Raw genomic sequence first — 22932 nt, forward strand, 5'->3', positions numbered from 1 at the left:
TGAGTAACCTATGTTTTTGTATTAATGCAAAAAAAAGCAACCCTTTTTGGGCTTACTTTTTCAGCCATTTATGGAGTACTTTTTCTAAATCACTGTGTACTATTGGCTTGGTAATGTAATCTGACATTCCGTGGCTGATGCATTTCTCTTTCTCACCATTTAGAACTCCAGCTGTCAGAGCAATAACTGGTATATGCATAATAGTTTTGGATTTTCTAATGGCCACTGTAGCATCATAGCCATTTTGAACAGGCATCTGAATGTCCATTAAAATAAGATCAGGATGTTCAATTTTGGAGATGGCAACAGCATCATAACCATTTACAGCTTCAATTATAGTGCAGTTGGCAACAATTTTTTTGACTAATGTTTTAGCCAAAAGCATATTTATTTTATTGTCTTCGGCAATTAATATTTTATAATTGTCTAGAGAATTAGATAATTCTGGGGATTTGTTTCTTTCAAAACTTTTTGCCTCAAACGGATTACTTTGCTTTTGATTGATTTTTTCAAAAGCAATAATAAAAAAGAATTCACTGCCCACTCCATACGAACTAGTCAATTTTAGCTTACTTTTTTTCAATGCCAAAAGCTGACTCGAAATAGCTAAGCCCAAGCCTGTTCCTCCGTATTTCCTTGTAGTAGTATTATCAGCTTGAATAAACGACTGAAAAATTTTCTGCTGATTTTGTGTCTTAATGCCAATTCCCGTATCAACTACCGAAAATTTAATTTTCGAAATCATATCATCCGCTTCTGTTTGTATAATATTTAGCTTGATATGACCAGAAAAAGTAAATTTCATTGCATTACTCAATAAATTCACTAATATTTGTTTCAGCCGAAAAGAATCTCCTTTTATAAATTGCGGAACAGCAGGATCAATATGAAGCACCAAATCAATTTTTTTATGATTGGCTTCATATTTGAATAGATTTATTATCTGATTTGACAATTCATAGATATCAATTTCTTCAGAAATCAATTCCAGCTTACCCGATTCAATTTTAGAAAAATCAAGAATATTATTAATGATTTCCATTAATGTATTGGCAGATTCATTTACTGTCGTGAGATATTCTAACTGATCTTTATCGAATTTTGTTTTCAGCAACAAATCAGTAAAACCAACAATTCCATTAAGCGGGGTTCGAATTTCATGACTCATATTAGCTAAGAAATCAGACTTTGCCTTATTGGAGGCTTCTGCCTTTTCTTTTGCTTTTATTGTGTCTTCTATTTGTTTTTTTTGAGTGATATCCTGAACAACTCCTTTTAAAGCTATTACATTATCATTGTTATCAACTATTGAAACCCCGGTGCAAAATACCCATTTAATGGTTTTGTTTGGCAAGATAATTTTATGCTCCATTTCATAAGGCATCTTATTTGCAATAGTATTATCAATATTTCTTTTTAATTTTTCGGCATCTTTTGGATAAAAACAGGATAAGTATTTATTATAAAGTTGTGGATCATTTGGTATTTTTTCAAATTCGAAAATTTCATATAATTCGTTGGACCAGTTTAATTCCTGAGTCATTAGAATAAAATCCCAACTCCCTATTTTTGCGATTTTTTGGGCTTCATTAAGCGATTTTTCGCTGGATAGTAATTTTTCCTGAGTTTTTCTAATATCCGTAATATCTCTGGCTATTGAATAAACTAGATCATTAGCAGTATTTAAATTGGCTTTCCACTGCAGAATAACAAAATTACCATTCTTCTTAATATATCTGTTTTCAAAATCGGTTATTCGGGACGATTCTGTTAAAGATTGAAATACGGTTAAAGTAGCCTCTAAATCATCTGGATGAATAAACTCAAGAAATGATCTTGATAACAATTCTTCTTTTGTGTATCCTAATACTTCACTAAAAGCATCATTAACCATTTTGAAATACCTATTGGAATCAGCTATGCAGATTAAATCAAGAGAATCTTTTACGAAATATTCAAAATTGGTCAGATCCTGCTTTTCATCATTTAACTTTTTTATAAGTAATTCCTGCTCCTTTACTTTTTGAAGCAGTTCCTGATAGCTAAACTCATTTTTTGACTCTACCATTATCCAATTTTTATTAGAATACCAATTTATCCGTTTTTTTTATAAATATAGTACAGTCTGATAAAATAAAAAACACCAAAATGGCAAAACAAAAAAAATAATACAAGTTATTACTGACAAATCCTTATTTCTATTCATTTTTAGTGCATTTCATTAGAATAAAAAAAACTAAGTCTTGTGAATGTTAAAATACAATTAAACACTTCAAGACTTAGTTGCTGAAAAAATTATTGAGAGCTGATAGCCCAAAAAACGTACTGTTATGCTGATTTATTTAAGCATTTTGTTCATCTTCTTCCAAAACGGTTTCAAATTCCATAGGATCTTCAAAATCAGAATCTTTTACGGTTACTGGTTTAGAATCTTTACGGGCATTAAACCTTTCTAATTGCTCCAGTTCTCCATCTTCTCCTGAAAAATAAGGAAAAACATCCATAATAGGAGATTCGGAAATAGCAGGGATTGAATATTCGCCCATTGTTGTTTTCATAACATGAACTGTATTGTCAAAAGCTTCTTTTACATCGTTGGCCTGTATCAATAAATACATATTCGATTTTCTTTCTTTACCGCTTTCTTCATCATACGCCATTAAAGAAACTCTCGTTTTAAACCAGCGGTCCGTATTTTCAAAAGGATGAATTTCGGCATAATTAGCCATTTTAATATTGGTGATTTTAAATTCTTCACTAATATAAGCAGACATTTCTTCGGTAATTCTGCTCTCTGCCTCTGTGTAAGACAAAGCATCTACCAAATAAGGTTCTGTCGTAACTTTTTGTGCTCCAGTTTCATCAGTTTTTCTGTATTTAACTTTGCATTCGTACCAAATTGTGCTCATAAAGATTTTTTTTAAGGATGCCAAAGATAGATTTTAAACCAAAAAAAACTCTCAATTCACAAAATAGATATTCACAATTTTTATCAAATTGAAAATCAAATAAATACTAATAATTTTATAAGAATTTATAGTTTAATTTATATAAATTTATGCCAAACTTATTTTTACATTTTTTTTGTTAAAGAAAAGTTAAAGAAAAATTAAACAATCGTTTAATTTAAACAGTTGTTTAATTTTGTGGCGAATTTAAAAATAGAGCTTTGAAAACGGATTTTAACGAAAAACAGATTCAGATTTTGCAAGTAGCCGAAAAGCTGTTTGCGGAGAAAGGATTTGACGGTACTTCAATACGGGACATTGCTAAGGAGGCCAAAATTAATATTGCTATGGTTTCCTATTATTTTGGATCCAAAGAGCAATTATTGGAATCCATTATTATGAACCGTGCTGCGGGCATCAAATTACAAATTGATATTTTGACTCTTGAAGATTTAGACCCGCTTCAAAAAATACACAAGCTTATTGAACTTTACATCGATAAGATAAACAGCAATAGGTGCATCTATAAAATTATGCACTTTGAATTTTCCTCAAGCCAAAGGGTAATTAACCTTAAGGCCTTTACAGATTTAAAAAAAGGGAACCTAAAATCACTGGAAACTATTATTCAAGATGGACAGGAAAAAGGGGTTTTCAGAAAAGACATTGTTGTGCCGCTTCTTACGACAACAATTCTCGGCACCTATTTTCATTTTCATTTGAACAGGCCTTTTTATCAAACGCTGTTAGATCTGGATACCGAAGAAAAATACAATAACTATATAAAAACAACTTTAACAATGCACATTCAACAAACCATTAAAGCCCTCTTGACATATGAAAGTTAGTTATTTAATGCTCTTTGGAGGGTTCTTCATTGGAATTTCATCCATCAATGCCCAAGACAAAACCAGTTTAAAGCTAGAAGAAGCTATACAATTGGCTTGGACAAAAAGCAATGAAATCTCATTGGCGAATACCAAAGTAGAAACGAAAAAACAGGAATTACAATCGGCTAAGAATACTCAGTATCCTGATTTAAAACTTACCGGACAATTTCTTCAGTTAACACAGCCGACCGTTCACTTAGAATTTGATGCAGGATCTGGATCATTTCCGGCACCGGATAGAATCGCAATAGGTCAAGCGAGTTTGAAAATCCCCGTATTTGCAGGAATGAAAATTCAAAACGGCATAAAGCTTCAGGATAATTTATTCCAAGCCGAAAATGCAATGGCATCCAAAACTAAAGAAGATGTGGCCATGAGAGTTATAAACTATTATGCCAATCTGTATAAAGCCCAAAGAACCATTGAATTATTGAAGGAAAATCAAAAAAGCGCCGAACAGCGTGTTACTGATTTTATTGCTTTGGAAAAAAACGGAATCATTCCGCGTAATGATTTATTGAAATCCCAGCTTCAGGTTTCTAAAATTCAGCTGTCGCTTGATGAAGCATTGAACAACGAAAAAATAATCAATTACTATTTGGTTACTTTGCTAAAACTGCCTTCACAAACAAAATTAGCAGTAACAGAAAGTGATTTGATTAGCTTTTCTACTAATTCAGTACCAACAGATGAACAGCCTGCATTTCAAAACCGTAAAGATCTGGAAGCAATTCAATTTCAGGAAAAAGCAACCCAAAACAATATTAAAATTGCCAAAGGTGATTACTATCCTAGCGTGGCTTTGACAGGCGGTTATGCCGCTTTGAATGTAAACAATATTATAACATTGGAAAATGCAATGTTTATTGGCGTTGGCATATCGTATGACGTCAGCGGAATCCTAAAAAACGGAACTCAGGTAAAAATTGCCGAAAGCAAAGCACTTGAGGTAAAAAACACCGAAGAACTTTTAAAAGACAACATTAGAGTTCAGGTACAGCAGGCGATCACCAATTATGATTTGGCTATAAAACAAAATACAGTTTACAATCAAGCTGTTGAACAGGCTACTGAAAACTACCGAATCGTAAAAGACAAATACGATAACGGGCTTTCGGATACCAATGATTTACTGGAAGCCGATGTAGAACAGCTGAAATCTAAAATAAGCGAAACCATTGCCAAAGTGGATGTTATTCAAAAATACTACGAATTACTTTCGGCAACCGGTCAATTATCACAAACCTTCAACCTTTCAAAAATATAACCACTACCAATATCATGGAAAAGAAAAAAACAAACACCAAATTCATTATAATCCTATTGGTTTTGATCCTTGCAGGAGGAACTTACGGAATTTCAAAATACCTTCATTCCCAAGGGCATGAAGAAACAGATGATGCTCAAATAGAGAAAAACATGAATCCGATAATCCCAAGAGTTTCGGGATATATCAATAAAGTGTACGTAAAAGACAATGATTATGTAAAAAAAGGAGATACTTTATTTACCATTGACAAAAGAGACTACCAATTGAAAATTGAAGAAGCAAATGCTACTTTAATTGCTGCAGAAAGCGGATTTGAAGTAGCCAAAGAAGATATTGGAAGCGCTTTGGCAAGCATTGCCGTTTCGGATGCCAATGTGCAATCGGCTGGAGGAAATATTGAAACTGCAAAAATCAGATTGGGAAGAGCTGCAAGTGATTATGCCCGTTATGAAAATTTATACAAAAATCACTCTATAACGAAACAGCAATTTGAACAAGCATTGGCCACTAAACAAGAAGCAGAAAGCCAAGTGCGTATTTTACAGCAGCAGCAAAAAGCCAGCTCTTATCAAAAATCAGCAATTGAAGCTAAATCAAGAGTTACCAATAAACAGACAGAAGTAGCATCTGCCAATATCAAAAAAGCAAAAGCATTACTCGAAGTTGCCCAATTAAATCTGACTTACACTGTTGTAACTGCCGCTATTGACGGACAAGTTTCAAAAATTGACATTCAGCCAGGACAATTGGTACAGCAAGGACAATCATTGTTCTATATCATCAATAATAATGAAGCTTGGGTAGTGGCCAACTTTAAAGAAACGCAATTGAACAAAATGATTATCGGTCAAAAAGTAACGATAAAAGTAGATGCATATCCTGACTATGATTTTAAAGGAACATTAACTTCATTCTCACCAGCAACCGGATCCCGTTTTTCATTGCTTCCGCCAGATAACGCAACAGGAAACTTTGTAAAAACCATTCAAAGATTACCAGTAAAAATCAATTTAGATACAACAAATGATCCTGAGAAAGTAAAATTACTGCGCCCAGGAATGAATGTTGACGTGGACGTACATTTGAAGTAAGATTTTAGATAACAGATTTAAGAGAGCCATTAAATCTTTCAAAATCAATTCAATTTTTTAGAATACTTACTTTATAAATCATACAAATGACAAAAGTACAAGCAACAGACGACGATTTAGTAGAATACGGCTTCAGACGCGTTATTATCACTATTACGGCAGTACTTTGCGCACTGTTGGAAATCGTTGATACTACCATTGTAAACGTGGCGCTTACCGATATGCGCGGAAGTCTTGGCGCTACCCTGACCGACGTAGCCTGGGTAATTACCGCTTATGCTATTGCAAATGTTATTGTGATTCCAATGACCAGCTGGTTATCACAGCAATTTGGAAGGCGTAATTACTTTGTAGCCTCAATTATCCTTTTTACGGTATGTTCCTTTTTGTGCGGAAATGCAAACAATATATGGGAATTAGTAGCCTTCCGTTTCGTGCAGGGTATTGGCGGAGGAGCATTATTAGTAACAGCACAAACGATTATCACCGAGAGTTATCCCGTAGCCAAAAGAGGAATGGCACAAGCCATTTACGGAATGGGCGTAATTGTGGGGCCAACTTTGGGACCGCCTTTGGGAGGTTATTTAGTCGATCATTATTCTTGGCCGTATATTTTTTATATCAATATTCCATTGGGAATTATTGCCACTGTTTTGGCTATTACTTTCGTAAGAAGTCCAAAATACGGCGAAAAATTAAAATCAAATCAAGTCGATTGGTGGGGAATTGTGCTATTGGCCACATTCATCGGATCATTACAGTTTGTACTGGAACACGGTCAGCAAGACGATTGGTTTAATGACAGCTTGATTACAAGTTTAAGCGTAATAACCGTATTTGGCTTAATCCTTTTCATATGGAGAGAGCTTACCTATAAACACCCAATTGTAAATTTAAGTGTTTTAAAAGACGGAAATCTGAGAATAGGAACCGTTATGTGTTTCATCCTTGGTTTTGGACTCTATGGATCAACATTAATTATCCCAATTTATACGCAAGCAATCTTAGGATGGACAGCAACCGATGCGGGATTGTTACTAATTCCGGGTTCGATAACCACCGCTTTTATGATGCCTATAGTAGGTAATATGATTCAAAAAGGAGTACCGCAATCCTATATGGTTGCCGTTGGATTTTTAATCTTTTTCTTCTTTACTTTTGCGATGTACAATAATATGACTCCTGATACTGGAGTAGAACATTTATTTTGGCCATTGATTTTAAGAGGAATTGGATTGGGCTTACTTTTCGTACCGATAACAACGCTCTCCCTTTCTACCCTAAAAGGAAAACACATTGGAGAAGGTGCCGCTTTTACCGGAATGATGCGTCAGTTAGGAGGTTCATTTGGTATTGCTATCATCACCACCTTTATCACACGTTGGAGTCAGGAACACAGAGTAAATTTAGTCGCCCATCTGGATCCCAGTAAATATGAAGTACAGCAACGGGTAATAGGCCTGCAGAGAAGTTTTATGTCCAAAGGTTTTACCAGCAATGAATCATTGCAAAAAGCCTATCAAGTAATGGATTATTCCGTAATGAAGCAGAGTACAGTTTTGGCCTATATGGATATTTTCCTTTATTTAGGAATCTTGTTTTTATGCTGTATCCCAGTTATTCTTTTCATCAAAAAAGGAAAAAATAAAATAGATCCGGCTGAAGCAATGCATTAAAAAGTTAAAGATTAGAAATTAAGAGGTCAGAAATCGGGAAAATCCAGTTTCTGACCTTTTCTTTTATGCTGAAGTATAAACGTGAGTTCGATTGTTACTTTTTGGAGCAGAAACATTAGGCGCTTTTAGCTGGCATTTGTCCCGTTTTCCGTTATAGCCTTTTGTGTCTCTCAACTTTTGGGACGAGACGGCACAAAAGGGTTTTCACTTCAACCGGGGCTAAAGGGAGATGTTTTGCTTTCTTGCCGACACTAAAAAACCAACTCCGAATTTCACTAATCAATAAGTGAGATTCCGAGTTTTTTTTAAAGCCTGAAAAAGGATATAGCAAACAAAATTCACACTTTGTAGGTTTACAACTATTATTTTCTATATTTGAAATAAAGAATAAAACCAAACAAACGTTTGCTAATCTAGACCTTTTTAGATGTATATAAGGAAGTTTATATCGAGTATATACAAATTAGCAGTAATTGTGTCATAAACAAAAGAGAAACAATAATTTACAATAAAATAATGCTCGAAAAGAAAAAAATATTTGTAATTATTGGAAGTGCCAGTTCAAATTCAGCAAACTTAAAAATCATTCAGAAAATTGAAAGTTTATCAGAAAATGAATTTAAGCTGACCGTTTTTAATAATTTAAAAACATTACCCCATTTTGACCCTGAACTTTCGGCAGATAATCCACCGAAATTAATTGTAGAACTAAGAAATAAAATTGAAAAAGCAGACGGAATAATTATTTGTACGCCAGAATACATTTTTAGTATTCCAAGCGGATTGAAAAATGCAATTGAATGGTGTATTTCAACAACCATTTTTTCTGAAAAACCAGTTGGATTAATTACAGCGTCTGCAAGTGGTGAAAAAGGCCACGAAGAATTAAAGTTGATAATGAAAACAGCTATGTCAAAATTTACAGAAGAAACAACATTATTAATTCAAGGTGTAAAAGGAAAATTTGATGACCAAAATAATTTAACTGATACTGAAACAATTAAAAAACTTAATGTATTTATAAAAGAATTTAAAAATTTAATATAAATAAAACAACGAACCTCTAATCGAATAGACGGCTCCTCCAGAAACTGATAGAATACTCCGCTGCTCCACCCGCAGTTTTGTCATCCAGCTCAGCAAAATCTCATGACCTAGTGTTTTTTTTTCTTGGTTTTTAAGATAGTACCTTTTCTCGTAAATACTTTTAGAATTATATGCAATTCAAGAGTTTTAAATAAACTACAAGTAACAAATCTATTATTTTACAGTCTATATATTTTTTATAAAGAGAGAATTTCTGTTTACAAAATAACCGTATCAGATAAAGTGCTGATTTTATAAGATATTCATAAAAAAAAGTCAGAAAAATTTCATTAGATTTACTATTATAAAGAACATTAAAAAAGTACAGGAGACTTTACCGAGCAAGGGTATTCGAGAAAAAATAAAGCACTAACTATTCAAAATAAAAAAATATGAAAAAATTAAATCTGATTATTTTACTGTTTTTAACTTTTAACTGCTTTTCGCAAGATGTAAATGATAAAATAAAATTGTTTGAAAACAACTTAAATCATTGGGATAAATCAAAAAGTAAAAAATGGATCTTAAAAGAAAGAATGGCCTTTTATGAAGTTAATGCAGTAAGTATTGCAGTAATTAAGGATTACAAAATAGAATGGGTAAAAGCCTATGGCTATGCAGACATTTCTGAAAAGAGATTAGCTACTCCTCAAACACTTTTTCAAGCAGCTTCCATAAGCAAGTCTATCAATAGTCTTGGTGTTTTAAAACTAGTCGAAGAAGGTAAATTAGGTTTAGACAATGATATAAATAATTACCTAAAAGATTGGAAATTTCAATACGATTCCATTTCAAAAGGAAAAAAAATTACAATTGCCAATTTATTAAATCACACGGCTGGTTTGTCAATCCATGGTTTTGGCGGTTATGAAAAAGGAAAAAAACTACCAACCACTATAGAAACTCTTGACGGATTAAAACCTTCTAATTCAAACGCTGTTCGGTCTATATTTGAACCAGGTTTAAAATTTCAATATTCGGGAGGCGGAATTACAATTACACAATTAATTCTTGAAAATGTAACAGGAGAAAAATATGAAGATTACATGAAAAAGAATATTTTGGAACAATTAAAAATGGACAGCAGTTCCTTTAATCAGCCTCCTGCAAAAGAGAAAGAAAATTTACTTGCAACTGGATACAATATGGACAAAGAAGTTGAAGGAAAATATCATATTTATCCCGAAAAAGCAGCCGCTGGATTATGGACAAATCCAACAGATTTATCTAAATATATAATTGAAACGCAATTATCATTATTGGGAAAATCAAATAAAATATTGTCTAAAGAAATGTCTGCAAAAAGACTAGATAATAATTTTGGAGTGTTTGTAAATGATTTTAAAGGCACAAAATACTTTGGACATAGTGGAGGAAATGAAGGCTTTGTGTGCTATTATATTGGTGATTTTGAAGGTGGAAACGGCATAGTTGTCATGACAAATGGCAGAATGTTTCCCATAATTAATGAAATAGTTTCCAGCATTGCAAGCTTGAATAATTGGAAAAATTATCCATTAGAACCTCAAAAAGAATCAATTGCCTTAACTATAAGAAAAGAATGCCAAAAGAACATTGATAAAGGAGTTGAACTTTACAAAAACCTTAAAAAAAATAACATCGCTGATTATAATTTTTCTGATGAAAGCGAACTGAATCAACTTGGCTACGAATTTCTAAGAGATGCAAAAATAGAATCAGCAATTAAAATTTTTGATCTAAATGTTAATGAGTTTCCAAATTCATCAAATGTGTATGATAGTCGCGGTGAAGCCTATTTTAATAAAAAAGAATATTTGATATCAAAAACCGATTATTTAAAATCGTTAGAACTAAATTCTACAAATCAAAATGCAAAAGAAATGCTCTTAAAAATTGAAAAGCTATTGCAAAAATAAAACCGAACGGCTGACACTTATTACAATTGATTTGGGAAAAAGTCTTAATTTAGAATGTTTTTTAAAGCTCTTTAGTTAAGCATAATTTAAATCCAAACCACTTGTAGCAAGGGAACGTTGTTTTTACTAATCCAGCTGAACAATAAAATGAACGAACAATTAGGATTTCGGTTATGCATCAGCATTTTAATTCCTGTCTATAGCGGTCTTCCCGGGCTATGGATTGCAATAATTATGAGAAAAAAAAACTCCTCATTTTTTTATTATGTTAAGAATTTTGAAATAACTAAAAATGTCAGCTTTTATAAACTCTTGGGACTTGATTTCTTCACTTACTGTGTAAAGAATACATTCTTTAGACATTGCAACACAAAAATTCGAATAACAAAAAAACCAAACATAGATGAAGTCGATAGACTGCTCAATGAAATAACAATATCCGAGTTATGTCACATTTTCGGATTTATATTTGTGCTGCTATTTCAAATTGCAACTTTAATCTTGGGTTTATACGACATGTTTTTCTCTTCGATACTGTTCAATACAATATTCAACATATACCCCATTTTACTTCAGGAACGCAATAAATTAAGACTTAGAAACTTCCAGAAATTTTAGAACATTAGCAAAATAAATTCTGCTTTCTAAAATCTGCCTTCTGCTGACTAAAAACTATCTCGTAAAAACCAAGTTATTCCCTTTCGATAAATTAGCGTCAAACTGATAGCCTTCGCAATTAAATCCTTTTAAATCATCAAGCGTTTGGGCATTGTTATCTAGAATATAACGCACCATCAATCCCCTAGCCTTCTTGGCAAAAAAACTGATTATTTTCAGTTTGCCATCTTTATAATCCTTGAATTCAGGAGTAATAACAGGAACTTTCAAAGCCTTCACATCCACAGCCGAAAAATATTCATTACTCGCCAAATTAATAAACAGTTCCCCCTTTTTGAGTTCTTTGTTTAGCGAATTTGTAATAGTCTTTTTCCAAAACTCATATAAATTTTTGCTTTCGCCAATAGGCAATTTAGTTCCCATTTCCAATCGGTAGGCCTGAATTAAATCCAATGGCTTCAAATAACCGTACAAACCCGATAGAATTCGTAAACTGTCTTGAAGCTGTTCCAATTTATCCATTGAAATCGTGTAAGCATCAAGTCCTGTATAGACATCGCCGTCAAAAGCATACACTGCCGGGCGCGCATTTTCAGGCATAAAAGGAGTTCTCCAATCTTGGTTGCGTTTCCAGTTCAAATCGGCCAATTTATCTGAAATAGACATTAGCTCGGATAAGGATTTTGGTGACTGCTGTTTTAAAACTTTATGAACTTGTCTGGATTCTTTTAGAAAAGAAGAGGAAGTATATTGAGAAGTTGGCAGCTCTTTTTCAAAATTTAATGATTTGGCTGGCGATAATACAATTTTCATATAGGACTATTTATTGCTTCAAAAATACAAATTGAAATCTAGAATTGAGAAACAATAGATTGAATTGTTTAATGCCATAATAGATAATTAAGATTGAAAAATACTAAGCAATTATTACAAGAATTACAGAAATCAATTAAAAAAAGCCATTTCTAAAAGTGACAAACAAAGTGACTGATAATTTTTTTTCAAACCAATTTCAATATGAGACAGAACAAATTTCTCAATATTTGTTATATTTGAATGAAATTTAAAACATGAAATTATTTTATACAATCCTTTTTTGTATCCTATTTCACATTGGATTAGCACAATCTGCCAATCAATATTTTGAAAAAATCAGAGATAACGAAGCCGAACTTACGGCTTTTTTTGCACAAATGCCCAAAGGCGGAGATTTACACCATCATTATTCCGGTTCAATTTATGCAGAACCTTTATTAGCTCATGCCATCGCACAAAATTTATATCTAAACACTCAAACCATGACAGTCAGTAAAGAAAAACAGACTGGTACTGACTGGGTATTATTCTCTGCTTTACAAAAGAATGGAGAACTAGAAGCTTACAAACAAAAAGTAATGCAAAAGTGGTCTGTTAAGGATTATAACTATGTAGATTACCCATCGGATAAACAGTTTTTTGAGACTTTCATGAAGTTTGAACCCGCCATTGTCGGAAATTTTGAAGCTGGTTTATTGGAACTGAAAAACAGAGCTGTCAAAGAAAATGTCAGTTACATAGAAACTCAATTATCGACTATTCCCTGTGCCATAAAAACTGATGATTTAGCCAAATACAACAATCAGTTACGAAAAATGACTGCTGGCAAAAACGAAAAAGCCGTTATGCAGTCTTTGGATTCCTTATATATTGTTTTTACTCAAAAAGACGCCAAAAAATACGCCACCGATTTTAACATCAATTTTGTTGGCAAAATGCACAAAGAGCTTCAAATCGATGACAGCCAATTTACAATGCGCTACCAAAATTTTGTTTTGCGCTTTATGGAACCGGTTGATTTATTCAAAAATTTAATCGTGGCTTTTATCTCAGCTGACAGCAGTCCGCTGATAGCGGGAGTCAATATCGTTTCTCCTGAAGATGGCGAAACTTCCATGAAAGATTATGCATTACACATGCTGATGTTCAAATATTGCCACAGCCGTTTTCCAAAAGTAAAATATACGCTGCATGCTGGTGAACTTACCTTGGGATTAGTTCGCCCCGAGGAATTGACTTGGCATATCAATGCAGCAGTTTATACCGCCAAGGCCAATAGAATCGGACATGGAGTTGATATTGCTTACGAAGAAAAAAGCTATGACTTAATGCGTTTTATGGTCGAAAACAATATCCCCGTAGAAATCAATCTCGTTAGCAATGAATTTATTTTGAAAGTAAAAGAGAACCGCCACCCTATTCTCTTGTACAAAGAGTTTGGCGTGCCAATACTAATTAGCACAGATGATGCCGGAATATTGAGAACCAACATGACCGAACAATATGTTTTACTGGCCAAAAGATACAGCAGTATTTCCTATAGTGATATCAAACAGTTTGTCTACAACAGCATCAATTATAGTTTTATTCAAGACCCAGCGTTAAAAAAACAATTACTGCAGGATTTAGATGCCCGTTTCAAAATTTTTGAAGCCAATTTTTCAATGAAATAAAAATGAAATAAATTAGTCTAGCTCGACTCAAAATTATTAAAAGCCTCATTTTTGAGGCTTCTTTTATAAATAAATCCTCTTTCAGGTTTGCATTATTATGGCTAATTTCGCCAAATTTGATATTATACTTTCAATACGCGCAAAATGAAACATTGGGACATCCTTTTATCCAATCAAGTCKATAAAAAAAGCTTTATAAATACTTTATTATCAGGAAAAATTCAAGGAAAATTATCGGTTTTTAATGATTTAAAGGGAATCTTATTTTCGGATATAGCGATTCAAAAATTAATAGAAGAAGAATACCTGCACGACTCTATTGAAGCCACTGCTGACTCTAACCGAAACCTGCGCACTTTTTCATCGGGAGAACGAAAAAAGGAATTTTTAAAATATTGCCTCAGGCAAAAACCGGACTATATCATTCTGGACAATCCTTTGGACCATTTAGATCTTGCTTCGCGCATAGGGTTAACAGCCGAGATTAAGTCCATCTCATATTCGGTTGGTATCATTCAGTTAGTAAGCCGAACAATTGATTTGCTTCCGTTTATAGCTAACAAGGCTCAAATAGATGATAATTCATTTGAACTGAACAGCATAAATATAACCGAACATTCACTTGAAAATAATGAATATAAAATCCCCATTCACAAAGAGATTTTTAAAGATGGTGTTTTAATAAAAATGAATAGGATATCTGTTTCCTATGATGAAAGACACATTATTAATACTCTTTCTTGGACTATTAAACAAGGTGAATTTTGGCAGCTTATAGGACCGAATGGTTCTGGAAAAAGCACTCTTCTGTCACTTATTTCGGGAGATAATACCAAAGGTTATGGCCAGGATATAGAACTCTTTGGAAGAAAAAAAGGCAGTGGTGAAAGCATTTGGGAAATCAAAAAGAAAATCGGTTATTTTTCAACATCTATGACCGATTTATTTAGCAGAAATACTATTTTGGAAGAAATGATTCTTTCGGGTTTCTTTGATTCAATTGGATTGTATAGACAGCCAACAACTTTACAGCGAAAAATTGTCTCTCAATGGCTTGATCTGATTGAGATGACTCCTTTGAAAAAGAAAATTTTCAATCGGCTTTCTATTGGTCAGCAAAGACTTGCCCTCATAACCCGCGCAGTTCTCAAACATCCTCCGTTATTAATTTTGGACGAACCACTAGAAGGATTAGACGACCATAATGTAGCATTGGTAATACAGCTTATTAATACGATTAAAAAAGAGACTAACATAACCATTCTGTTTGTTTCGCACCGAATGGAGCCTAATCTTGCGCCAAATTCGGTTTTAGAATTAACTCCAAGCCCAACGGGATCTAAAGGTGTTATAAGTCAATTTCATTAATATCCACCCTCAATATTGTCATCCCGAGGAACGAGGAATCTCAGTTTGCATATCTGCAATCAAAGTCATTGTGAGGAACGAAACAAACACGCTAAGAAATGCGACCACAGCAAATGAGATTGCTTTGTTCGTCTCAAAAGACATTCAAGACGAAAAAAATAATAACAAAGAAACCTTCTCTCTCCCTTTAGCCCTGATCGAAACGGCATCTCCCGATTTAGAAAAACAAGGCTTTTTGCCGTAGTTTTTGTTAATCGGGAATACAGTGGAGAGCAGGAACCATATATCCAAAAATGCCCCATCTTTCTGCTCCTAAATATTTTTTTAACTATAGCGAAATAGAAAATTACTACTTTATGGGGTAAGAATGATTCTATAAAATTTGTAACTTTTATTCTGGCATCACGTATAATAACTTTAACTTTTAAACTTAAAAACTCATGGGTCCATTTATGATTGCCATTTTAGTCTTCGGGCTAATTATTCTCTTTTCTTCCTTTTTTACAGTAAAACAGCAGACTGCTGTTGTTGTAGAACGTTTCGGTAAGTTTTTGAGTATCCGAAACTCTGGATTACAGCTCAAGGTTCCAATTATTGACAGAATTGCTGGTCGTGTAAACTTTAGAATTCAGCAGCTGGATGTAATCATTGAAACACAGACTAAAGATAATGTGTTTGTGAAAATGAAAATTTCGGTGCAGTTTAAAGTCATTCCTGAACATGCCTACGAAGCATTTTATAAATTAGAATATCCGCATGATCAGATTACAGCTTATGTTTTTGATGTAGTACGTGCTGAAGTTCCTAAACTTATTCTGGATGATGTTTTCGCAAGAAAAGACGATATTGCTGTTGCCGTAAAAAGAGAATTGAATGAGGCAATGATGGCTTATGGGTATGATATCATCAATACTTTGGTTACCGATATTGACCCGGATATTCAGGTGAAAAATGCAATGAACCGAATTAATGCTGCCGAAAGAGAAAAAACTGCAGCTATGTTTGAATCTGAAGCGCAAAGAATTAGAATTGTTGCCAAAGCAAAGGCTGAAGCCGAAAGTAAAAAACTTCAAGGTCAAGGTATTGCAGACCAAAGAAGAGAAATTGCGCGCGGATTGGTAGAAAGTGTGGAAGTGTTAAACCAAGTAGGAATTAATTCGCAAGAAGCATCTGCACTTATTGTAATTACGCAGCATTATGACACTTTGCAGGCGATTGGTGCCGATACGAATTCTAATTTAATTCTGCTTCCAAATTCTCCGCAAGCAGCAAGCGATATGCTAAATAGTATGGTAACAAGTTTTACTGCTTCAAACATCATTGGAGAAGAAATGAAAAAACAAAAACCACGTGTTAAAAAAGTTGATCACACATCTATAGATTATAATCCGTCGGATACTTCAAATCCAACAACTGAAACTGAATAATAGCTGTTATAGTGATTAGCTGTTAGTGACTAGTAATTAGCTTTAGCACAATGCATAAAAAAACAGAGATACTTGATAAACTCAAGGGTCTCTGTTTTTTACATTTTACTTGCTAATACTCAAGGACTATTTACTAATCTAAGCAATTACTCTTCATCATCCACTTGGTGCGATTTCGAATATCCTCTCCATTTTTCAATACAATCCTGAAAATCTTGAGGCAATTCGGTATCAAAACGCATCATTTCTCCTGTACTTGGATGTACAAAACCAAGTGTTTTTGCATGTAATGCTTGTCTTGGCAATGCTTTGAAACAATTCTCAATAAACTGTTTGTATTTCGTAAAAGTTGTCCCTTTCAAAATCAAATGGCCTCCATAACGCTCATCATTAAACAGCGGATGCCCAATATGTTTTAAGTGCGCACGGATTTGGTGTGTTCTTCCAGTTTCCAATCGGCATGAAATTAATGTTACATACCCAAAACGCTCCAACACTTTATAATGTGTTATAGCGGGTTTTCCAATTTCGGGATCTGCAAAAACTGCCATCTGCATACGGTCTTTCAAATGTCGCGCCAAGTTTCCTTCAATAGTTCCAGCCTCTTGAGCAACATTTCCCCAAACTAAGGCAATATATTCTCTTTCGGATGTTTTTGCTTCAAATTGTTTGGCCAGATGTGTCATCGCCGCTTCGGTTTTGGCAATAACCAATAATCCTGAAGTATCCTTATCGATTCTATGAACCAGTCCCGGACGCTCGCTGCTGTTCATTGGCAAATTCTCAAAATGAAACGCAAGCGCATTCACCAAAGTCCCAGTATAATTCCCATGACCAGGGTGCACCACCAATCCAGGCGGTTTATTGATCAATAAAAGTGCATCATCTTCATAAACAATATCCAGCGGAATATCCTCTGGATCCACTCTGTTTTCAAAAGGCGGATGCGTCAGCATTACCTGAATCACATCAAAGGGTTTCACTTTATAATTTGACTTTACCGTGGCATCATTCACAAAAATATTCCCTTCGGTGGCGGCATTCTGAATTTTATTTCGTGTGGCATTTGGAATCAAACCCATTAAGTATTTGTCAATCCGCAAAATCGCCTGTCCTTTTGGAACCTCAAATCGATAATGCTCAAATAACTCTTCGTCTAAATCCTCAATTGGTTCAATATTATTGTTCATTCGCTGGTGTTTGTTCATCTGCTGGAACAGCTGTACTGTCCACTGCTTCTTCTTGATAACTCTCTTTTCCGTCGCCCAAAACCAAATCAATTTTTGAGGCTTTCAAAACTCTGTCCCCTACTTTCAGGTTTCTGCCTTTATACCGCATTTCTAAGACCATATCTTTTCCTAAATTTGGAACATAAGTAATGGTTCCGGCTTCAAGTCCTAAAGCCTTTAGTGTAGGCACTGCCTCACGATATGTTTTTTCAATCAAATCTGGAATCCGCACAGACGAAAACCCAGATGAATTAATCTTAATATATACTTTTCTGCCCACTTTTACCTTTGTGCCAGGCATAGGATCTTGCTCAACAACACTATATTTTGGATAATCGCCTCTAAAATCAACACTATCCAATAATTCATAATCCAAATCCAATTCATCCAGCTTATCTTCCACTTGCTCCTCTGTCAATCTTCTCAAATCGGGAACCGAAATTTCATGCCCATGATCGGTAGTAAAAGTCAGCCAATGCATGAATAAATAACCTAAAACAGCAATAATTGCAAATGCAATAAACACTTGTCCAAAAAATACGCGACTGGTAAGATATTTTTTTAAGCTCATAAATATTTTTATTTCCCGCAAAGATAAAGCTATTTCGTTTCAAAAAAAATGATAATTTTGTTTACAATCCGTTTTAATCGTTTAATCGATTAAACGTTTAACCGATTAAACAATAAATATGAAAAACATTGCCATCATCATGGGCGGCTATTCCAGCGAATACAAGATCTCACTCATCAGCGGAAACGTAGTTTACCAATTCTTAGACAAAACAAAATACAACGGATTCAGAGTTCATATTTTTAAAGAAAAATGGGTCTATGTTGATGATCAGGACAATGAATTTCCAATTGACAAAAACGATTTTTCAGCAACAGTAAACGGAACCAAAATCACTTTTGATTGTGTTTTTAATGCAATTCACGGAACTCCGGGAGAAGATGGATTAATGCAGGCTTATTTCGAATTAATCGGTCTGCCACAATCTTCCTGCGACTATTACCAAGCGGCATTAACGTTCAACAAACGCGACATGCTTTCTGTTTTAAAACCTTACGGCATCAAAACCGCCACCTCTTACTATTTAAACAAAGGCGATATCATTAATACTGCCGAAATCGTAAAAACAGTTGGTTTGCCATGTTTTGTAAAACCAAATAAATCGGGTTCCAGTTTTGGAATCTCTAAAGTAAAAACAGAAGCTGAATTGCCAATCGCCATCGAAGTAGCCTACAAGGAAGACAATGAAATCATTATCGAAAGTTTCTTAGACGGAACCGAAGTTTCAGTTGGAGTTATCAACTATCAGGGAGAAATAATCGTTTTGCCTATCACCGAGATTGTTTCAGAAAATGATTTCTTTGATTACGAAGCCAAATATGAAGGAAAATCTCAGGAAATAACTCCTGCGAGAATTTCCGAAGAAATGACTCAAAAAGTAAGTGAAGCTGCAAAACGTGCCTACGAAGTGCTGAAAATGAAAGGTTTCTCCAGAAGTGAATTCATCTTTGTGAACGGAGAACCGCACATGCTCGAAATGAATACCATTCCTGGATTAACAACCGAAAGCTTAATTCCGCAACAAGCAAAAGCTGCCGGAATTTCATTAACAGATTTGTTTACCAATGCAATTGAATTGGCGATTAAATAAGTTAATGAGAATCTAAGACTCTAAATTTTTAGTATTTATCCTGAACCGAAGAAATAACATTATTAAAAGTTCATTTCAATGCTTTATACAAACCTACAAGGTCAAAAAAAGACCTTGCAGGAAAGATCGTTAACAACAAAAAAACTTAGAATCTTAGAGTCTTAGCAACTCAGAATCTTCAAACATAAAACAATGAACAAAAGCAGAATTGAAGCCTTTAGCGATGGTGTCATGGCCATTATAATCACCATCATGGTTCTGGAAATCAAAGCTCCGGAGCATTCTGATTTAGCCAGTTTATTCCCGCTGATTCCTGTCTGTTTGAGTTATGTATTGAGTTTTATCTATGTTGGAATTTATTGGAACAACCACCATCACATGTTCCAGGTGGTCAAAAAAATAGACGGTTCGGTGCTATGGTATAATACGGCATTATTATTTTGGCTGTCCTTAATTCCGTTTGCGACAAGCTGGATGGGAGAACAGTCTTTTGCAACAGTTCCCATTGCCTGTTACGGTTTTATTTTATTGATGTGTGCAATTTCATATATAACGCTCCAAAATAAAATTATAAAATTGGAAGGCAAAGAATCCATTTTGCACCAAGCAGTCAACAACGATAAAAAAGGAAAAATATCAATGGTTTGCTACGTTTCGGCAATTCCTCTTGCATTTATTTCTCCCATTATTTCGGGAATCCTTTATATTTTTGTAGCATTAATATGGATTATACCCGACAAAAGAATTGAAAATCAAATCAATAAACTCTAAAAGATGAAATCGCCATGATTCCAAATCACAAATAAAAATAGAGAATGGCGATACCTTCCGATTGCTATCGGAATCTGATAAAAAATATAAATATCAAGATATGAAAAAAGCCATATTCCCGGGGTCATTTGACCCAATCACTTTGGGACATGAAGACATCATCAACAGAGGCATTTCGCTATTTGATGAAATTGTAATTGCTATTGGAGTCAATGCCGAAAAAAAATACATGTTTAACCTTGAGGAAAGAAAGCGATTTATTGAGGAAACATTCAAAAACGAACCCAAGATTACTGTTATCACTTACGAAGGCTTGACCATCGATTTGTGCCAAAAAATAAAAGCTGATTTCATCTTAAGAGGTCTCCGCAACCCTGCCGATTTCGAATTTGAAAAAGCCATCGCCCACACCAACAGACGATTATCCAAAATAGAAACTGTCTTTTTATTGACCGCTGCCCGAACTTCTTATATCAGTTCCAGCATTGTGAGAGACGTTATCCGAAATAACGGTGAATATGAAATGCTGGTTCCAGAAGCGGTGAGGGTTAAATTGCATAAGTAATGTTTGGTTAGTAGTTACCAATGCCACCACATGATAGAAACCCTTCAACTTAAATAATTTATAATGACATTTGATGTATCAATTCTACAAGCTTTCATAATTACTTTAATATCTGCTTTTGCTGGCGGTTATATTTCGTTCTGCTTTGCTTCAAAATCAAAAAAGGATGATGCAATTGTTAAGTTCAGAGAAGAAAAATACTCGAATCTTTTAATTCTTCTTAAAGGCTTTGTTGGCGAAACATCCAATTCAGAAACTAAACGTAATTTTTTTGATGAACAATATAAATCTTGGATTTACTCTTCTGATGAAGTTGTTTTAGCAATTAATTATTTAGTTGAATTAATAAAAAAAACGAGAATAAAGATCCGAATCCAGAAGAAGGAAGAAAAGCGATTGGAAATATTGTTTTGGCAATGAGAAAAGATTTATTAAAGAAAACGAATTTAGAATATAAACACTTTAATTATACAAATGTTAGAGATAGAAATTGATACACTACTTTCAACACAAGTCTTCATTTGAAATTTAAGTGGAATTATCATTTTTAGATCGTATTTTTTTAAATCAAAAAACACTCTACTTCGTAAAATACAATAGATGATCAACAAAAACATAAACTTGCAAAACCTCTCATTTAACTGTAATTTTGCAACCTAAAAAAAACAAACCTTAATAATGAGCTTAGAAAGAGAATTAAATAAACGCAGCGGTTCCCAATGTGAATTATGCGCTGCCACCGAAAACCTAAAAGAATTCCAAGTATTACCTACAAAAAAAGGCGGATTGGACGAAAGCATTTTTGCTTGTTCCACTTGTATCGACCAAATTGAGAATCCCGGTCATGAAGATTTAAACCATTGGAGATGCTTAAACGACAGTATGTGGAGCGAACATACTCCAGTACAGGTTGTAGCTTGGAGAATGTTGAGCCGTTTGCGTAAAAATGGCTGGCCACAAGAGCTTTTGGAACAAATGTATTTGGACGAAGACACCCTTGCATGGGCGCAAGCCACAGGAGAAGGTGAAGATGACGAAAACAAAATCATCCACCGTGATGTAAATGGCGTAATATTAGCTCACGGAGATTCTGTTGTGCTGATTAAAGATTTAAAAGTAAAAGGATCAAGCATGGTTGCCAAACAGGGAACTTCGGTACGCAACATCCGTTTGGATCATGAAAATGCAGAATACATTGAAGGAAAAGTTGATGGTCAGCAGATTGTGATTATCACACAATACGTTAAGAAAATATAGTTTGCCGTTTATACAAAAAAAGTCCTCGAAATTCGAGGACTTTTTTTGTATAAACAATTTTAGCATTAAAGCTAAAATTTTAATTCTTCTTCTAGCTTTTTTGAAATAATTTTTCAACTTGCTCTTTTGATAATGGCTCAGAAATATGAGTAGAACCCACTTCTTTGCTGGAAACCATAAACTGTACAGTTGTTTTGTCAGAGCTTGCAATATAGTGCAGCCAAACAAAATTATTAGGCAATTCCAATTTCACGTCATTCAAAGGACTTGCTGTAAATCCCTTTGAGATGATTCCGTAAAGGCTTTGATAAGCATTATCAACATTCTTGAATGAAAAAGCCTTTAAAGCTGCCTCTGCATCATCAGATTGAACTGTTGTATAAAAAAAGGTAAACTCATCACCAATTTTTTGAACATAAAAACTATTATTTACTCTGCCTAATTTCTCAACAGGCACAGTTTCAAGAACTTTAATTTGGCTAAATCCAATAGAACTAATAAATAAAATAGCAATCGCAATAACTTTTTTCATAATTTATTTGGGGTTTAATGATATACTCAATTTGGTAAGTATTTGCCAGCAAACATAATAATAAAAAAAAACCAACTCCTTTGTTGTTCCTTTTTTTTATTAACATTCAAACTTTTTTTTTGTTTGTAATTTAAGAAGCTACGAACAAAATTATAA

At 34.0% G+C, this 22932-nt stretch carries 22 protein-coding genes; 16 read left to right on the plus strand and 6 right to left on the minus strand.

Annotated features, from left to right (window positions below; translation table 11 throughout):
* Positions 1–52: 52 nt before the first annotated feature.
* On the minus strand, positions 53–2068 hold the full coding sequence (locus tag AC1DVP_RS07725; RefSeq protein ID WP_477182921.1) for a PAS domain-containing protein: 2016 nt from the start codon (positions 2066–2068) through the stop codon (positions 53–55).
* Positions 2069–2342: 274 nt separating this feature from the next.
* Positions 2343–2909, minus strand: a complete 567-nt coding sequence (locus AC1DVP_RS07730; RefSeq protein WP_477182922.1) for a DUF4494 domain-containing protein — start codon at positions 2907–2909, stop codon at positions 2343–2345.
* A 260-nt stretch (positions 2910–3169) separates the two neighbouring features.
* Between AC1DVP_RS07730 and AC1DVP_RS07735 the strand changes: the two genes are divergently transcribed.
* The 7 genes from AC1DVP_RS07735 (at position 3170) to AC1DVP_RS07765 (ending at position 11477) form a co-directional block, all read left to right on the plus strand.
* Entirely contained in the window at positions 3170–3796 is a 627-nt protein-coding gene (locus AC1DVP_RS07735) for a TetR/AcrR family transcriptional regulator (protein WP_477182923.1), read from the plus strand.
* Positions 3786–5105 (plus strand): TolC family protein, encoded by a 1320-nt coding sequence (locus AC1DVP_RS07740; protein WP_477182924.1) that lies wholly within the window; start codon positions 3786–3788, stop codon positions 5103–5105. The genes AC1DVP_RS07735 and AC1DVP_RS07740 overlap by 11 nt, the downstream gene beginning before the upstream one ends.
* A 14-nt stretch (positions 5106–5119) precedes the next feature.
* Positions 5120–6199 (plus strand): HlyD family secretion protein, encoded by a 1080-nt coding sequence (locus tag AC1DVP_RS07745; RefSeq protein ID WP_477182925.1) that lies wholly within the window; start codon positions 5120–5122, stop codon positions 6197–6199.
* Positions 6200–6285: 86 nt separating this feature from the next.
* Positions 6286–7875 (plus strand): MDR family MFS transporter, encoded by a 1590-nt coding sequence (locus AC1DVP_RS07750; RefSeq protein WP_477182926.1) that lies wholly within the window; start codon positions 6286–6288, stop codon positions 7873–7875.
* Positions 7876–8391: 516 nt separating this feature from the next.
* A complete protein-coding gene (locus AC1DVP_RS07755; protein WP_477182927.1) occupies positions 8392–8922 on the plus strand; it encodes an NADPH-dependent FMN reductase in 531 nt (176 codons plus the stop codon).
* Positions 8923–9353: 431 nt separating this feature from the next.
* The gene (locus AC1DVP_RS07760) at positions 9354–10859 is read left to right on the plus strand and encodes a serine hydrolase (protein WP_477182928.1); all 1506 of its coding nucleotides are present in this window, start codon (positions 9354–9356) and stop codon (positions 10857–10859) included.
* Between the two features lie 234 nt (positions 10860–11093).
* On the plus strand, positions 11094–11477 hold the full coding sequence (locus AC1DVP_RS07765; protein WP_477183116.1) for a glycosyl-4,4'-diaponeurosporenoate acyltransferase CrtO family protein: 384 nt from the start codon (positions 11094–11096) through the stop codon (positions 11475–11477).
* A gap of 54 nt (positions 11478–11531) precedes the next feature.
* Here AC1DVP_RS07765 and yaaA read toward each other — a convergent pair whose 3' ends face one another.
* Complete coding sequence (gene yaaA, locus AC1DVP_RS07770; protein ID WP_477182929.1) at positions 11532–12290, minus strand: peroxide stress protein YaaA; 759 nt, start codon at positions 12288–12290, stop codon at positions 11532–11534.
* 257 nt (positions 12291–12547) lie between these two features.
* On the opposite strand from yaaA, the gene AC1DVP_RS07775 reads away from it, so the two are divergent.
* The 4 genes from AC1DVP_RS07775 (at position 12548) to AC1DVP_RS07790 (ending at position 16761) form a co-directional block, all read left to right on the plus strand.
* On the plus strand, positions 12548–13966 hold the full coding sequence (locus AC1DVP_RS07775; RefSeq protein ID WP_477182930.1) for an amidohydrolase family protein: 1419 nt from the start codon (positions 12548–12550) through the stop codon (positions 13964–13966).
* A 144-nt stretch (positions 13967–14110) separates the two neighbouring features.
* Positions 14111–15334, plus strand: coding sequence for an ATP-binding cassette domain-containing protein (locus AC1DVP_RS07780; protein ID WP_477182931.1), 1224 nt, complete (start codon positions 14111–14113; stop codon positions 15332–15334).
* 70 nt (positions 15335–15404) lie between these two features.
* The gene (locus AC1DVP_RS07785) at positions 15405–15578 is read left to right on the plus strand and encodes a hypothetical protein (RefSeq protein ID WP_477182932.1); all 174 of its coding nucleotides are present in this window, start codon (positions 15405–15407) and stop codon (positions 15576–15578) included.
* A 196-nt stretch (positions 15579–15774) separates the two neighbouring features.
* The gene (locus AC1DVP_RS07790) at positions 15775–16761 is read left to right on the plus strand and encodes an SPFH domain-containing protein (RefSeq protein ID WP_477182933.1); all 987 of its coding nucleotides are present in this window, start codon (positions 15775–15777) and stop codon (positions 16759–16761) included.
* A gap of 146 nt (positions 16762–16907) precedes the next feature.
* On the opposite strand, the gene AC1DVP_RS07795 is transcribed toward AC1DVP_RS07790, so the two are convergent.
* Together AC1DVP_RS07795 and AC1DVP_RS07800 are read right to left on the minus strand one after the other, a co-directional pair.
* A complete protein-coding gene (locus tag AC1DVP_RS07795) occupies positions 16908–17951 on the minus strand; it encodes an RluA family pseudouridine synthase (RefSeq protein WP_477182934.1) in 1044 nt (347 codons plus the stop codon).
* Positions 17941–18561, minus strand: coding sequence for a PASTA domain-containing protein (locus AC1DVP_RS07800; protein WP_477182935.1), 621 nt, complete (start codon positions 18559–18561; stop codon positions 17941–17943). Before AC1DVP_RS07800 ends, AC1DVP_RS07795 begins: the two co-directional genes overlap by 11 nt.
* Positions 18562–18679: 118 nt before the next feature.
* Between AC1DVP_RS07800 and AC1DVP_RS07805 the strand changes: the two genes are divergently transcribed.
* The 5 genes from AC1DVP_RS07805 (at position 18680) to AC1DVP_RS07825 (ending at position 22244) form a co-directional block, all read left to right on the plus strand.
* Positions 18680–19651 carry a D-alanine--D-alanine ligase gene (locus AC1DVP_RS07805; protein WP_477182936.1) on the plus strand — a complete coding sequence of 324 codons (972 nt, stop codon included), beginning with the start codon at positions 18680–18682 and terminating at the stop codon, positions 19649–19651.
* A 192-nt stretch (positions 19652–19843) separates the two neighbouring features.
* On the plus strand, positions 19844–20422 hold the full coding sequence (locus AC1DVP_RS07810) for a TMEM175 family protein (protein WP_477182937.1): 579 nt from the start codon (positions 19844–19846) through the stop codon (positions 20420–20422).
* Between the two features lie 100 nt (positions 20423–20522).
* Positions 20523–20987 (plus strand): pantetheine-phosphate adenylyltransferase, encoded by a 465-nt coding sequence (gene coaD, locus AC1DVP_RS07815; protein WP_477182938.1) that lies wholly within the window; start codon positions 20523–20525, stop codon positions 20985–20987.
* A 63-nt stretch (positions 20988–21050) separates the two neighbouring features.
* Positions 21051–21407 carry a hypothetical protein gene (locus tag AC1DVP_RS07820; protein ID WP_477182939.1) on the plus strand — a complete coding sequence of 119 codons (357 nt, stop codon included), beginning with the start codon at positions 21051–21053 and terminating at the stop codon, positions 21405–21407.
* 258 nt (positions 21408–21665) lie between these two features.
* Entirely contained in the window at positions 21666–22244 is a 579-nt protein-coding gene (locus AC1DVP_RS07825; RefSeq protein WP_477182940.1) for a PhnA domain-containing protein, read from the plus strand.
* Positions 22245–22335: 91 nt separating this feature from the next.
* Here AC1DVP_RS07825 and AC1DVP_RS07830 read toward each other — a convergent pair whose 3' ends face one another.
* On the minus strand, positions 22336–22776 hold the full coding sequence (locus tag AC1DVP_RS07830; RefSeq protein ID WP_477182941.1) for a hypothetical protein: 441 nt from the start codon (positions 22774–22776) through the stop codon (positions 22336–22338).
* Positions 22777–22932 lie beyond the last annotated feature (156 nt).

The sequence above is a fragment of the Flavobacterium sp. P3_A6 genome, from assembly GCF_056403035.1.

Bases quoted from the DNA above. Each gene is read 5' to 3' on its own strand.
- AC1DVP_RS07725 (WP_477182921.1), bottom strand. From the start codon at position 2,068: ATGGTAGAGTCAAAAAATGAGTTTAGCTATCAGGAACTGCTTCAAAAA.
- AC1DVP_RS07730 (WP_477182922.1), bottom strand. From the start codon at position 2,909: ATGAGCACAATTTGGTACGAATGCAAAGTTAAATACAGAAAAACTGAT.
- AC1DVP_RS07740 (WP_477182924.1), top strand. From the start codon at position 3,786: ATGAAAGTTAGTTATTTAATGCTCTTTGGAGGGTTCTTCATTGGAATT.
- AC1DVP_RS07745 (WP_477182925.1), top strand. From the start codon at position 5,120: ATGGAAAAGAAAAAAACAAACACCAAATTCATTATAATCCTATTGGTT.
- AC1DVP_RS07750 (WP_477182926.1), top strand. From the start codon at position 6,286: ATGACAAAAGTACAAGCAACAGACGACGATTTAGTAGAATACGGCTTC.
- AC1DVP_RS07755 (WP_477182927.1), top strand. From the start codon at position 8,392: ATGCTCGAAAAGAAAAAAATATTTGTAATTATTGGAAGTGCCAGTTCA.
- AC1DVP_RS07760 (WP_477182928.1), top strand. From the start codon at position 9,354: ATGAAAAAATTAAATCTGATTATTTTACTGTTTTTAACTTTTAACTGC.
- AC1DVP_RS07765 (WP_477183116.1), top strand. From the start codon at position 11,094: ATGAGAAAAAAAAACTCCTCATTTTTTTATTATGTTAAGAATTTTGAA.
- yaaA (WP_477182929.1), bottom strand. From the start codon at position 12,290: ATGAAAATTGTATTATCGCCAGCCAAATCATTAAATTTTGAAAAAGAG.
- AC1DVP_RS07775 (WP_477182930.1), top strand. From the start codon at position 12,548: ATGAAATTATTTTATACAATCCTTTTTTGTATCCTATTTCACATTGGA.
- AC1DVP_RS07790 (WP_477182933.1), top strand. From the start codon at position 15,775: ATGGGTCCATTTATGATTGCCATTTTAGTCTTCGGGCTAATTATTCTC.
- AC1DVP_RS07795 (WP_477182934.1), bottom strand. From the start codon at position 17,951: ATGAACAATAATATTGAACCAATTGAGGATTTAGACGAAGAGTTATTT.
- AC1DVP_RS07800 (WP_477182935.1), bottom strand. From the start codon at position 18,561: ATGAGCTTAAAAAAATATCTTACCAGTCGCGTATTTTTTGGACAAGTG.
- AC1DVP_RS07805 (WP_477182936.1), top strand. From the start codon at position 18,680: ATGAAAAACATTGCCATCATCATGGGCGGCTATTCCAGCGAATACAAG.
- AC1DVP_RS07810 (WP_477182937.1), top strand. From the start codon at position 19,844: ATGAACAAAAGCAGAATTGAAGCCTTTAGCGATGGTGTCATGGCCATT.
- coaD (WP_477182938.1), top strand. From the start codon at position 20,523: ATGAAAAAAGCCATATTCCCGGGGTCATTTGACCCAATCACTTTGGGA.
- AC1DVP_RS07820 (WP_477182939.1), top strand. From the start codon at position 21,051: ATGACATTTGATGTATCAATTCTACAAGCTTTCATAATTACTTTAATA.
- AC1DVP_RS07825 (WP_477182940.1), top strand. From the start codon at position 21,666: ATGAGCTTAGAAAGAGAATTAAATAAACGCAGCGGTTCCCAATGTGAA.
- AC1DVP_RS07830 (WP_477182941.1), bottom strand. From the start codon at position 22,776: ATGAAAAAAGTTATTGCGATTGCTATTTTATTTATTAGTTCTATTGGA.